The organism is Nostoc sp. (assembly GCF_036919495.1).
Lineage (GTDB): Bacteria > Cyanobacteriota > Cyanobacteriia > Cyanobacteriales > Nostocaceae > Nostoc.
Map to the genome: position 1 here is coordinate 65,735 of NZ_JBALBZ010000141.1, position 13,640 is coordinate 79,374.

11 protein-coding genes are annotated in these 13,640 nt (G+C 42.9%); 4 read left to right on the forward strand and 7 right to left on the reverse strand.

The window, feature by feature from the left end; genetic code table 11:
* Positions 1-38: 38 nt before the first annotated feature.
* From V7K25_RS19820 to V7K25_RS19840, 5 genes are all read right to left on the reverse strand, one after another.
* Complete coding sequence (locus tag V7K25_RS19820) at positions 39-632, reverse strand: hypothetical protein (protein ID WP_335160205.1); 594 nt, start codon at positions 630-632, stop codon at positions 39-41.
* A 399-nt stretch (positions 633-1,031) separates the two neighbouring features.
* Positions 1,032-1,310 carry a Uma2 family endonuclease gene (locus tag V7K25_RS19825; RefSeq protein ID WP_335160241.1) on the reverse strand — a complete coding sequence of 93 codons (279 nt, stop codon included), beginning with the start codon at positions 1,308-1,310 and terminating at the stop codon, positions 1,032-1,034.
* A gap of 166 nt (positions 1,311-1,476) precedes the next feature.
* Positions 1,477-3,249 carry a ribonuclease J gene (locus V7K25_RS19830; RefSeq protein WP_335160206.1) on the reverse strand — a complete coding sequence of 591 codons (1,773 nt, stop codon included), beginning with the start codon at positions 3,247-3,249 and terminating at the stop codon, positions 1,477-1,479.
* Positions 3,250-3,528: 279 nt separating this feature from the next.
* Positions 3,529-4,413 (reverse strand): 4-hydroxy-tetrahydrodipicolinate synthase, encoded by an 885-nt coding sequence (gene dapA, locus V7K25_RS19835; RefSeq protein WP_335160207.1) that lies wholly within the window; start codon positions 4,411-4,413, stop codon positions 3,529-3,531.
* Positions 4,414-4,546: 133 nt separating this feature from the next.
* Entirely contained in the window at positions 4,547-5,590 is a 1,044-nt protein-coding gene (locus V7K25_RS19840) for an aspartate-semialdehyde dehydrogenase (protein ID WP_335160208.1), read from the reverse strand.
* Positions 5,591-6,439: 849 nt separating this feature from the next.
* Here V7K25_RS19840 and tig point away from each other — a divergent pair.
* The 4 genes from tig (at position 6,440) to V7K25_RS19860 (ending at position 11,253) form a co-directional block, all read left to right on the forward strand.
* Positions 6,440-7,879, forward strand: a complete 1,440-nt coding sequence (tig, locus tag V7K25_RS19845; RefSeq protein WP_335160209.1) for a trigger factor — start codon at positions 6,440-6,442, stop codon at positions 7,877-7,879.
* Positions 7,880-8,179: 300 nt separating this feature from the next.
* Positions 8,180-8,878, forward strand: coding sequence for an ATP-dependent Clp endopeptidase proteolytic subunit ClpP (gene clpP / locus V7K25_RS19850; RefSeq protein ID WP_190730227.1), 699 nt, complete (start codon positions 8,180-8,182; stop codon positions 8,876-8,878).
* A gap of 9 nt (positions 8,879-8,887) precedes the next feature.
* A complete protein-coding gene (clpX, locus tag V7K25_RS19855) occupies positions 8,888-10,228 on the forward strand; it encodes an ATP-dependent protease ATP-binding subunit ClpX (RefSeq protein ID WP_109007714.1) in 1,341 nt (446 codons plus the stop codon).
* A gap of 104 nt (positions 10,229-10,332) precedes the next feature.
* Positions 10,333-11,253: an alpha/beta fold hydrolase gene (locus V7K25_RS19860; protein WP_335160210.1), complete on the forward strand. Its 921-nt coding sequence runs from the start codon at positions 10,333-10,335 to the stop codon at positions 11,251-11,253.
* A gap of 14 nt (positions 11,254-11,267) precedes the next feature.
* On the opposite strand, the gene V7K25_RS19865 is transcribed toward V7K25_RS19860, so the two are convergent.
* Complete coding sequence (locus V7K25_RS19865) at positions 11,268-12,464, reverse strand: FAD-dependent oxidoreductase (RefSeq protein ID WP_335160211.1); 1,197 nt, start codon at positions 12,462-12,464, stop codon at positions 11,268-11,270.
* Between the two features lie 151 nt (positions 12,465-12,615).
* Positions 12,616-13,599, reverse strand: coding sequence for a GntR family transcriptional regulator (locus V7K25_RS19870; RefSeq protein WP_229471108.1), 984 nt, complete (start codon positions 13,597-13,599; stop codon positions 12,616-12,618).
* Between the last annotated feature and the right edge of the window lie 41 nt (positions 13,600-13,640).

The following is a 13,640-nucleotide window of genomic DNA, read 5'->3' on the forward strand; positions in this document are numbered from 1 at the left end:
CAAATCAAATTATCTCAGTGTATGTTGCTAACTCTAGTTTAGTTTGGGCCAGTCCCCTTTCCAAACGTTATGACTCCAGATGAAGTGTCTGCACTGAATAAAGGTAATAAGATTGCAGTATCATTTGAATAACAAATTGCCTTGTAATTAAAGCTTGTATTATTGCTTCGCTGAACCCAGGTTACTGAACCATCGGCTGCAAGCGTTATACCGATGGAAGCTGGTTGATTGATAGAGAAGGGTTGAGAAGAGAAACTAAAAGGCCCTCCTCCTGGCAAACTAATAAATCGGTTACTCAACAATTGTGTAAAATCACCTGTGAGGTTGTTTCCATTTAGATTGAGTGTTCCAGTGGTGTAAGTAACTAGCTTGTTTGCTGCATTGTTAAAAACTACAGAGGCGGTTACAAAATTGAGAAAACTTCCCCTTTCCCAATCAAAATAGGGTTGTAAAAATGTTGAGCAAGGCACTTCGCTCACCGGAACTATCGCTTTGATTACCGATGGATTTATTCTGATTATCGATGGATTTAGCTTTATTTGTGCATTTGCTATCGGAATATTGAAGGTAAATCCGGTATAAAAAAGAAAGGCAGAAAATATAGAACCACAAAAAGTCACTCTGTTGTACATCTTTTCTCCTCTTATGAAAAAGAATTAGTGTTGGTTAAGTTAATACCTGATATTATTCAGCTTTAACACTGCGCTTCTACCTAACACCTGCTAATTATTTACATAAGTTTATACGTCAGATGTATTTTTTCATTCATCTGTAGACGCAAGTAGAGAAATTGGTAACGATATTGGCTAACCTCATCTGTTAAGGGACTTCCAAGAAATAAATTACTCAAATAAACGTAGACGTATTAGCGAAGCGGTAGCGACGTTCGCGTAGCGTCTCGCAGAGAAGGAGCGTCAGCGGCTTGCGGCAACAGAGACACAGAGAACACAGAGGAGAGAGTTTTTTGGGTATTTTTTATTTAGAAGTCCCTAAACCGAGAGATTTATAAAAAATATTAACTTCAACAAAATTTAAACTAAAACTATCTGCTGAACGGTTAGGGTTAATTCTGGGAACATTTGCCAAACAATCTGTTGGTTTTCAGCAAACACAAATTGCTTGTAATTACCCTGGTCTAACAAACACACCGTTACCTTATTTTCTAGAGGGTCAACAATCCAATATTCGACCACACCAATAGCTGCATACTCAGAGGTTTTTTGATTATAGTTTCGGTCAATAGATTCATGGCTTACCACTTCAACTAAAAGCGGTGGGGCAGTTTTGAGAATAGCCGAAGTACTTTCAATACTTTTTGCCTGTTCGTGTCATAGAGATCGCTTCCAAGAACTATAGGCAAGTACTATTTACTGTGGTTTCTATACCTATAAAGACTATTCTCACGCCAAAGCGCAAAGACATTCAGAAAAACTCTGCGTCTCTGCGCTTTAACGTGAGATTTTTATCTTAAATTCTCTATGATGCTACCTGAGCAGCAGTCCGAGTCCGCCGTCTTCTACCATCGGCAACTTTCACGGGTGGCTCATCAGGGATTTGCATCAACAAAGTCACAGATGGCTGACATTGCAGTTCGCGGCGGATGGAACGTTGCAATTCTCGTTCTAAAGTTCCTTGCAATCCACCCCAGTCTATATCTGCTGCTTGACCTTCGCCAGGAGCAAATTCTGTCCAGCGCACAGTTAAGATTTCTTCAATGCGTTGTTTTACCCAGGTTTGTAGGAGCGATCGCTCTACACTTGTCACTACACCCCGTAGGTGAACTTCTGGTTTGGCCAACAGTTTACCATTCCAATCAATGGCCGCTGCGATCGTAATAATGCCTTCTGAAGCCATGCGTTGCCGTTCTTGCAGCACTTTGGCACTGACCATACCCGAACTAGTAGTATCCACCAATTCGATACCAGATGGCACTTTACCAGCGACGCGAATCGCATCTTCAGTCAGTTCGACAATATCACCATTCTGAATGATAATCATATTTTCTGCGGGAATGCCCATACTCTGAGCCGTTTCTGCGTGCTTCACTAGCATCCGATGTTCGCCGTGAAATGGCACAAAGAATTTGGGTCGAGTTAAGGCAATCATCAGCTTTTGTTCTTCCTGACAGCCGTGACCGGAGACGTGAATCCCTTTATCCCGACCATAGACTACTTTCGCACCTTGAATCATTAATTTATCAATGGTGTTGACTACTGCGATCGTATTTCCGGGAATTGGGTTAGCAGAGAATACTACTGTATCTCCTTGGCGGATTTTAATGTGAGGATGTTCTTTGTTGGCAATGCGGGTCATTGCTGCCATCGTTTCACCCTGAGAACCTGTAGTTAAAATTAGTACTCTCTCATCAGGTAGATTGCGGACTGCGTGCAATGGTTGCAGCAGATTATCTTCACACTTGATGTAACCTAAATTGCGGGCATGAGCAATCAAGTTTAGCATCGAACGCCCGACAATTGTCACTACACGGTTTTGCTTCTTGGCGATATCCAAAATCATGTTGATGCGATGGACGCTGGAAGCAAAGGTAGTGACAAATAATCGCCCAGTGGCTTGACTAAATACTCTCTCCAGATTGGGATAAACTGAACGTTCCGAAGGTGTAAACCCTGGTATCTCAGCGTTCGTGGAATCACTGAGAAGGCAAAGAACGCCTTTTTCACCATGTTCTGCTAACCGTTGCAAATCAAACTTTTCACCATCCACTGGGGTATGGTCAATTTTAAAATCCCCTGTGTGAATGACTACACCAAGGGGAGTATGAATGGCAACAGTGAAACTATCAGCAATGGAGTGGGTATTACGGATATATTCAACTAAAAAGTTTTTGCCAATCCGCACCACATCGCGTGGTAGAACTGTTCTGATTTCTGTGCGATCGCGCACTCCTGCTTCTTCTAATTTACCCTCTAGCATTGCCATTGCTAGTCTGGGCCCATAAATCACGGGGATATCAAATTGCTTGAGATGGAAAGCAATCCCGCCAATATGGTCTTCATGACCGTGAGTAACGATCATCCCTTTAATTTTGTGGCGATTTTCCCGCAGATAGGTCGTATCTGGTAGAACAATATTTACTCCATGCATCGCCTCTGTGGGAAAAGCCAATCCTGCATCTAACAGGATAATTTCATCGTCATACTCAAAAAGACAGGTATTTTTCCCAATTTCGTGTAAACCGCCCAAAGGAATAATTTTCAAGGCGGAATTATCAGCTTCGTTTTTAGCCATTTTCTCCTTAGATTGTTACTTGTGGTTAATTTAGTTGATAGTTAACGAACTTGTATTTAAGACAACATCATTTGTCTCTTAATTCAGTCCCAAAGCAATCAAGTTTTAATTGAAGATTTCAATTTTTTATTCAATAAAATCGACTGTACATTGAAGAATTTATAGTATGTCTATCAGTCCTAACACAGATTTTTAAATTGCAACTTATGAACAATTATGAGCGTTGTTTATATGTATCTTAAGAAAGCAGCAGATTAACAGCGATTAACCGGATGGTGGCTAGATTAAACTAAGTTCCTTCAGAACCGCTTCTAACTTTTGGCTTACTTCTAAATCAGCTTCACATAGCGGTGGACGAGTTGAACCAACCTCCCAACCTTGAAGTTTCAGTGCTTTTTTCACTGGAATGGGATTTGAAGTGAGAAATAAAGCTTTAAACAACGGGAAGAGTTGGAGATGAATCTCAGTAGCTACTTCAATTTTTCCCGCCCTAAAAGCTTGGATCATCTGCTGTAATTGGTTTCCTACCAGATGAGAAGCCACACTTACCACGCCCTTTGCCCCGATCGCTAACAAGGGCAAAGTCATGTAATCATCACCAGAGTAAATGTCAAATTCTTTTGGTGTCAAGCGACGGATTTCGCTTGCTTGATCTATACTACCAGTGGATTCTTTAATTCCGACAATATTGCTAACCTCAGCTAACCGGGCAACTGTTTCTGGCTGAAGGTTTTGTCCGGTACGACCTGGGACATTATATAACAACAAAGGTAAGTCGGGACAGGCTTGTGCTATAGCCTGAAAGTGCGCTTCCAATCCCGCTTGTGGCGGTTTGTTGTAATAAGGAACAACTTGTAAGGAACCATGTACTCCTATTTTAGACGCTTTTTGGGTAGCTGCGATCGCTTCCTTGGTAGAATTTGAACCACAACCTGCGATGACCTTGGCTTTTCCTGCCACGGAGCGCAATACCTCAATAAACAGCTGGTATTCCTCATCCCAAGTTAAGGTAGGGGATTCTCCGGTTGTGCCGCACACCACCAATGTATCTGTTCCGTTGTTAGCTAGATGTGCTGCCAGTTCTGCCGCTACATCATAATCTACACTACCGTCTGCTTTAAACGGCGTAATCATAGCGGTTAAAACATTGCCAAAATCTCCCACCCTTTTTTCACTCCTGATTACCCATGTTTTTATATCTTGGTGGTTCTCTATTGTAATAACCTATATGCAAATTACTTTCAACAGTGATTTGCACATTTGCTCTTTTTCATTAGTTGTTTGTTTTTACTAATGATTAGCTTGAAACGTAAGCTTTAGCAGGTTTTAGTAGATTTTTTTCTACCAGTAATTCGGCGATTTGTACTGCATTTAATGCTGCGCCTTTGCGGATTTGGTCACCACATAACCATAATTCCAAGCCACAGGGATGAGAAATATCCTGACGAATTCTTCCCACTAAAACTTCGTCTTTACCAGTTGCTTCAATTGGCATCGGAAAATAGTTAGTTTCCCAATTTTCTACCAACTTCACTCCAGGGGAGGAATTTAAAATCTCTCTGGCTTCCTTTGCACTAAAGGGAGTCTCAAATTCTAAATTAATGGCTTCTGAATGGGCCCGAAGTACGGGAACCCGTATACAGGTCGCAGTGATTCTGATTTGCTGCGTACCAAATATTTTTCGGGTTTCGTTGACCATTTTCATTTCTTCCTCACAATAACCCAAATCGTTTAATGGTGAGTTATGCGGGAATAAATTAAATGCCAGTGGGTAAGGTAATACCTCAGCGACTGGCGGCTGTCCTTGTAGTATAGCGCTTGTTTGCCTTTTGACTTCTGCCATTGCTCTAGCACCAGCACCACTAGCAGATTGGTAGGTTGCAGCTACGATGCGTTGCACTGGTTTAATTTTATGCAATGGCCAGACTGCCACAGCCATTAAAATTGTCGTGCAGTTGGGGTTGGCAATAATGCCTTGGTGATTAGCTACGGCTTCTGGATTCACCTCTGGCACTACTAAGGGAACTTCCGGGTTCATCCTAAAGGCACTGGAGTTGTCAATTACCACTGCGCCCTTTTCTACGGCAATTGCTGCCCAAGTTTTGGATGTGGAACCACCCGCACTAGCTAATACTATATCTACATTTTCAAAGGCGCGATCGCTCACTGCTTCTATTGGTATATTCTCCCCTTTAAAGCGCAGCGATCGCCCTACACTCCGTTCTGATGCCAATAGCTTTAAGTCAGCAATCGGAAAATTACGGATTTCTAATAATTCCAGCAACTCTGTGCCAACGGCACCAGTCGCTCCTAAAATAGCTATACGATAGGATTTAGACAAACTCACTTCCTCCTTTAAGAGGTTTTTTTGCAATTTGGAACAGTTGAAGATTTACTTATATTTAAATAGCGATCGTACTCTTTAAATGCATTTTGAATAAATTTAAATTTTTCTCTGAATTTAGCCTATAATTTTTTTATTTCTAAATATTTAATACATTTATTTTTTGCTTAATTTAAAACATTAAGTTATGTTGCACTCTCCACCAATGGTTATCCCATTTGTCCATCGATTTCAACTATATATTATTATACAATAAACAGCGATTTAACAGAAAACTAGAGATATCTGCACTTAGGCGTTTCATAGGCATCTCACTTAATAATGCGACGAACGTCTTAGCTTCAAAGTTGCTTACCAAAATGATGAATATATTTACGATCAAAGTTGATAAAATCAGCACAGCATCAAACTGAGTTATACGCTTAGGTAATAGATGCGCTCTTGCCCCACAACTTACATAATAGCTAGACTCAACACTATAACTTTAACTTGGGAGTACTAACCAGTCGCTGAGAACCAGGATATCACGGCGTTAGCGCAGTGAGATAATTAATTCCTAAGTTTCAGAGGGAGTGGGGAGTGGTTCTGAGACAGCAGAGGGAGAAAGAATAACCAATGCCCCATGCCCAATGCCCCTACTAACTAAATTGTTATGAAGGTAATATGTCAAGTCCTTGGTGATTGGCAGTAAACTGGATCTTTGCCCCAGGACAAACATCCATCCTTGGATGTCATAAAGCCTTTTGGCATCCCATTCCCTTAAGACACATCAAGCCATAAACGCAAACAATTATTGCATCTTGTGTGTACTTGGAGTATAAAATACCAGAAAACTAGAGACGAAGTATGAAAGTTACCCAGGAAAAACTTCCCGCCAGCCAAATTGGGCTGGAAATAGAGATTACGCCGGAAATTACCAAGCAAACTTACGAACAGGTCATTAAAAACTTAGCGAGTACTGCCAATATTCCTGGGTTTCGTAAAGGCAAAGTACCTCGCCCAATATTGCTACAAAGGCTGGGTACAACTCGTATCAAGGCAGCAGCACTGGAAGAACTAATTCAAGACGGCATTGAGCAAGCAGTTAAACAAGAAGCCATTCCGGCAATAGGTCAGCCGCAATTGCGCTCCTCCTTTGAGGATTTAATTAAGAATTATGAACCTGGAAAACCCCTGACGATTTCGGCTGCTGTCGATGTAGAACCAGAAGTGAATCTAGTTCAGTACACTGACTTGCAAGCTAAGGCTGAAGAAGTCAAGTTCGATCCAGAACGAGTAGACGCAAACCTTGACAAGGAACGTCAAGAATTGGCGACATTGATTCCTGTGGAAGGACGTGCAGCCCAAATCGGTGATATTGCCGTAGTCGATTTTAAAGGCTCATTTGCCAGAGTTGAGGGCGAAGACGAAACAGCTGAACTAGAACCGATTCCCGGAGCTGAAGCAACTGATTTTCAAGTTGAGTTGCAGGAAGATAAGTTTATTCCAGGCTTTATTTCGGGAATAGTGGGGATGAATCCTGAAGAAACCAAAGAAATTGCGGCACAGTTCCCAGATCCTTATGCTAATGAAGATTTAGCTGGAAAAGCGGCAACTTTCACGGTGACACTTAAAGAACTGAAGGAAAAGGAACTACCAGAAGTAAATGACGATTTCGCCCAGGAAATCAGCGATTTTGAAACCTTAGAGGAGTTACGCGCTTCTTTGGTCGAGCAATATCAAAAAGAGGCGGACGACAAAACAAAAACAAATAAACAGGAAGCATTGTTAACGGAACTGCTCAAACACGTAGAAGTTGACTTACCAGCAACCATGATTGAGCAAGAAGTGGATGCAATGCTCACACAAACAGCAATGCGCCTGTCTCAGCAGGGATTAGATGTGAGGAAGTTGTTTACTCAAGATATTATTCCTCAATTGCGGGAGCGATCGCGTACAGAGGCCATTGAACGCATCAAACGCTCCTTGTCGTTGCGCGAAGTCGCTAAACGCGAATCTATTGAGGTAACACCTGAAGAAATCGCAGCCAGAGTCACAGAACTTTTGGAACAGTACCCAGAGGAGCAAGACGTTGATGAAGATAGACTGCGCTCAATCGTGGAAAACGAACTATTAACTGAAAAGACCATTGATTGGTTATTAGAACATTCCTCAATTGAACTTGTACTCGAAGGTTCCTTAAGTCCCGCAGAGGAAACGGAAGACGCAGAATCAGATGCTGAAGCTGATGCACCTCAGACAGAGGAAGAAATCAGCGAAGCTTCAACTGAAGTCACTGAAGGATAATTAAAAACCACACAGCCATGAGTTCACCAGTCCTGAGTTAAAGTACTGGTGAAATGGGTAAGTTAAAAGAGATGGGGGAGAAGGGAGCAGGGGGAGATGAGGAATAAAGGCAGAATAATTAAAGAATGAATTTTCAGCAAATTGTGACACATCTTATCGCCTGAGCTTGATACTGTGTTACACGAGGGGAAATTATATGAGGCATAATGGTTAACACGTACCTATAAAAATTCCATTCGTTGAAAAGGCAGCATCTGCTGCTGAAACACTTGTCCTAAATTATCGTCAAAGAAAGCTTGTATGCTTGTATCGCAGTCGGGAAACTACCCCATCAGCAACCAAAGTCGAATCAACATTAACTCCCAGTTGAACAGCCCTAGTAACATCGTGCCGATGGTGGTTGAACAGTCTGGCATGGGTGAAAGGGCTTTCGACATCTACTCCCGCCTGCTGCGAGAGCGGATTATCTTTTTGGGAACGCCAATAGATGATACTGTAGCCAACTCAATCGTGGCTCAGTTGTTATTTCTAGACGCCGAAGACTCAGAAAAAGACATCCAACTGTATGTTAATTCTCCTGGCGGCTCAGTCTACGCAGGCATGGCAATCTATGATACAATACAACAAATTCGCCCTGATGTTGTTACCATCTGTTTTGGATTAGCCGCGAGCATGGGGGCATTTTTGTTGACAGCAGGGGCTGCCGGTAAGCGAATGTCTCTGCCCGACTCCCGGATTATGATTCACCAACCACTTGGTGGCGCTCAAGGTCAAGCCATTGACATTGAAATTCAAGCCAGAGAAATTCTTTACATTAAGGGTAAGTTAAATGAGTTAATGGCTCATCATACTGGTCAACCCATAGAAAGAATTGAAGCAGATACTGAGCGCGACTTCTTTATGTCGGCAGAAGAGGCGAAGAATTACGGTTTGATTGATCAGGTCATTTCCAGGCAAAATCTTCCCACAGCAGGGGAAAACGTCACCATTCTGAAATAAGAGGCTGGTATGTCTAAGTACGACTCCCATTTAAAATGTTCGTTTTGCGGCAAGTCTCAAGAGCAGGTGCGTAAATTAATCGCGGGGCCGGGAGTCTACATCTGCGATGAATGCGTTGACTTGTGTAATGAAATACTAGACGAGGAGTTACTCGATACCAATGGTGCGGCAGCACAACCTGCACCAAGAGCAGAACCACCTCAAAAACGACGGACTCAATCTTCTAGTATTTCGTTTAATCAAATACCCAAGCCAAGAGAGATTAAAAATTATCTAGACGAACACGTCATTGGTCAAGACGAAGCAAAGAAAGTGCTGTCAGTAGCCGTTTATAATCACTACAAGCGGTTAGCGGTAATTCAGTCTAAAACCAGTGGCAAAGCTGCGGCAGATGATGCTGTAGAATTGCAAAAATCCAATATTTTGTTAATTGGCCCAACTGGTTGCGGCAAAACTCTCTTAGCGCAAACCTTAGCAAAAATCCTGGATGTACCCTTTGCCGTCGCTGATGCTACGACGCTGACAGAAGCGGGGTACGTAGGAGAAGATGTGGAAAATATCTTGCTGCGACTGTTGCAGGTGGCAGATTTAGATATAGAGGAAGCGCAACGAGGAATTATCTACATTGATGAAATTGACAAAATTGCTCGCAAGAGTGAGAATCCGTCAATTACCCGCGATGTTTCTGGCGAAGGCGTGCAGCAAGCCTTGCTGAAAATGTTAGAGGGAACGATCGCCAATGTACCACCCCAAGGAGGGCGTAAGCATCCCTATCAAGACTGCATCCAGATTGATACAAGTAATATTTTGTTCGTCTGTGGTGGTGCTTTCGTAGGTCTAGAAAAGGTTGTGGATCAGAGAGTTGGCAAAAAAGCAATAGGCTTTGTGCAACCTGGAGAAGGCCAATCGAAAGAAAAACGGGCAGCAGATACTCTCCGCCATCTAGCACCAGACGATCTAGTAAAATTTGGTATGATTCCCGAATTTATTGGGCGCGTGCCAATGGTAGCAGTAGTAGATCCGCTAGATGAAGAAGCGTTGATGGCGATTCTCACCCAACCACGCAGCGCCTTAGTCAAGCAGTACCAAAAACTGCTGAAGATGGATAATGTCCAGTTAGATTTTAAACCAGATGCTTTACGAGCGATCGCTCAAGAAGCCTACCGTCGTAAAACTGGTGCTAGAGCGCTGCGGGGCATTGTGGAAGAATTAATGTTGGATGTAATGTACGAGTTACCATCTCGTAAGGATGTGACACGCTGTACAGTAACACGGGAGATGGTTGAGAAGCGATCGACTGCCGAACTGATAATACATCCATCTTCACTACCGAAGCCAGAATCAGCTTAATAGTCATTAGTCATTGGTCATTAGTCATTGGGCAAAAACTAAGGAATAATAACTATGTACCAAGGACAAATGACTAATGACAACTGACAAAGGACTAATGACTAATGCCTTATATTAAAGTTCGTGGCGTTGAGCATTACTACGAATGGGTGAAAAAACCATCTGGTTCTTTGGTAAAACCAGTGATGATTTTCATCCACGGTTGGGCTGGTTCGGCTAGATATTGGCAAAATACCGCGAATGCTCTATCGGAGCAATTTGATTGTTTACTCTACGATATGCGGGGATTTGGGCGTTCTGGTGGGAAGCCAACCATAGCTGAAGCAAGTGAAACTGTTGCCGAATCTGAGTCTTCCCAGGAAGAATCACAGGCAATCAGAGAGTTAACCTATGAATTAGAAGAATACGCTGATGATTTGGCAGCTTTGTTAGATGGGTTGCATCTTCAGCGTGTTTATATCAATGCTCATTCAATGGGCGCGTCTGTTGCTACTTTATTTTTTAACCGCTATCCCCAACGAGTGGAACGAGGAATTTTAACCTGTAGCGGCGTTTTTGAGTACGACGAAAAATCTTTTAGTGCTTTTCATAAATTTGGTGGCTATGTAGTTAAATTCCGTCCCAAATGGTTAAGCAAAATTCCATTTGTTGACCGGATGTTTATGGCCAGATTTCTACATAGTTCCATACCACATTCTGAGCGGCAAGCTTTTTTGGAAGATTTTCTCGAAGCAGATTACGATGCGGCTTTAGGAACAATTTTTACTTCAGTCAGCAAGGCTCAATCTGAAGTGATGCCGGAAGAGTTTGCCAAGCTGACAGTGCCGACTCTGCTTGTAGCGGGGGAGTATGACAAGATTATTCCAGCCGAGATGGGGCGTCAAGCAGCTGCACTAAGTGACAAAGTGGAATTTGTGATGATTCGTAACACAGCGCATTTCCCAATGTTGGAAGATGCGCCAACTTACTTGCAACGGGTACAAGAGTTTTTGCAAATTAACACCCCACAACCACAAGTTGGATAACTGCTGGCGGTTTTTTAGACAGTTAAGTGTACCTGTGTGATACCTTGACGCATTTTATATTGTCGCCTTAACCAAGACTTTTTAATTATTTTACGGAGTAAGGGAGCAAGTTGAATCAATAGCGATCGCAGCAGTGTATTTTTTCGCAGTAGTTCGCCTTGTTTAGCTTCTTCTAACTGGAGTTGCTGGGCACGGATAATTTCTGGCTCACGTTCCGCTTGGATTTGCGGTAATGCCATATCAATATCCTGGTGTCCAGCTTCTCTGTGCAACAGTGGCACAAGATGATTAGCAGCGACAATCACATCACGGAATGCTAGATTAATTCCTTGAGCGCGGACAGGAGACATTGGGTGTGCAGCGTCACCCAGAAGCAATACCCCTGGTGCGTGCCATTGTGGGCAATAACCAACCACAACAGACAGCCGAATCGGGGATTCGATAGTGTCTGCATGATTACGGAAATGCTCCGCTAGCCATGAGGGTGATAATGAGGCAAAAATCTCTCCCCAGTTGGTTTGCTTAGAGTCAGTATTTTCGGTTGCGGACATCACCCAAACCAGATGCAGTTTACCTGACTCTGCTCCGTGAAAGATGGTAAATACGCGATCGCCATTTACAATAGTACGAAATACATTGTCGGCTGCAAACTCAGGGCTGGCGGCAAGCTTAAACCAGAGAATATCAATATTTTTGGGCTGGCGTACCAATTCCAATGCTATACGTTGTCGCACAAGAGAATTTCGACCATCTGCCCCAATCACTAAATCAGCAGTTAGTTCTCTGCCATCGCTCAGTACTACACCTGCGACACGTTGATTCCTCCACCGTAAATCTTTGACTGGAACACCCTGGATAAATTTAAACCCATCATTGGTTTGAGCTTCAGAAATCAGTGCATTGAGTAGTGGTGGTTGTGAAACCAGTGTACAGGGTCGGGTTGCTCCCATTGGTTCATCAACTCGAAACAACTGCTTTTCACCCAGAATGAATTCCCATGCGTCGAGTTGTCGATGGGGAATATGTTCTAACAACGGTGATAGGCCCATTTGCTCTAGTGCATCTAACCCACTGGGCATTAATCCTTCACCGCGAAAAACACGATGAAAGTCTTTTGCTGCTTCAATTAATGTTACAGGAATACCACGTTTTGCAAGGAGCAGGGCAAGTGTTACGCCTGTTGGGCCTGCGCCGACAATCACAATTTGCACTACTTTATCCCTCCTGTATCAGTTGCTCTTAAAGATGTTGGTCGAATTATCTTGAGATTAAAGGACTGGTACGAGTTAGAGAATAACAAACCACAGAGGCGCAGAGGGCACAGAGAATGAGAGTTTGAGAAATATTTTGCGTAAGTGTTAATTAACTTAAACCTAGTTCTCGTTTTAGCAAGTTAATTGAGTTAGTACCTATATAATTTTCAACCTTAATCAGCTTCGGTGGACGAATAATATCTTCATCACATGCTTGCACGGCTGCTTGCACTGCCGCAAAACTGGCTTGATCGCTTATGATTACCTCAGCCCGTTTAACCATTGCCTGAAGTTTATAAGCATCTTTTGGTTGCGAAGTCATCACTAATAGTTCATCTCCTCGCAAACCGTGGAGGATGACTTCTGCGGCTCGTGCAATCCCGGAACTGAGGCTAACTATACCTACACAGTTTTCTTTTGGTAGGGTTTTCAATAGGCTGAGTTCTTTGCTGTAGTCGTAGATATCTAGAGGAATTACTCGTGCAGCTTTAGGAGCTGCGATCGCTTCCACATTACTGATAAAATATCGACTTGTAACTACTGTTGCAGAGGTAGTTTTATCTAACACAGCAGTTAATTCTTCCATTGCTACCAACTGGACTGGTATTTTTAGCGATCGCTCTAATTCATAGACCATCAACTCACCAGCACCCATGTCATAAGATGGAACTGCAACCAGTACCCGCGCACTACAACGCAAGCGCCAGTCAATTTCCGCTAAAAATAGCTCTCTGGCTTGATTGAGTGAACATCCTTGGGTGAGCAAATCATCGAGTGCTTTCTGGACAACTTGATATGCATCAGGATTTTGTTTAAGTATTGGTGATTGCAGCCTGCTACCGCCCTCATGACCTTGGGGACGAACATAAATTCCTGAACCAGCCATACTTTCAACAAATCCGTCTTCTTCTAGTTGACGGTAAACTTTGCTAATGGTATTACGGTGTAATCCAGTTTGCATTGCTAACGCTCTTGTGCTTGGCAATTTGTAAGCAGGGGGATATTGCCGAGAAGCGATCGCAAACCGGATTTGATTAAACAGCTGGGTTGATGCGGGAATTTCGCTGTCTGGCTGAATACGGAATTGAATCATCAGCAAACCTCCTGAATACTGAGTGGGGAGTGGGGAGTGGG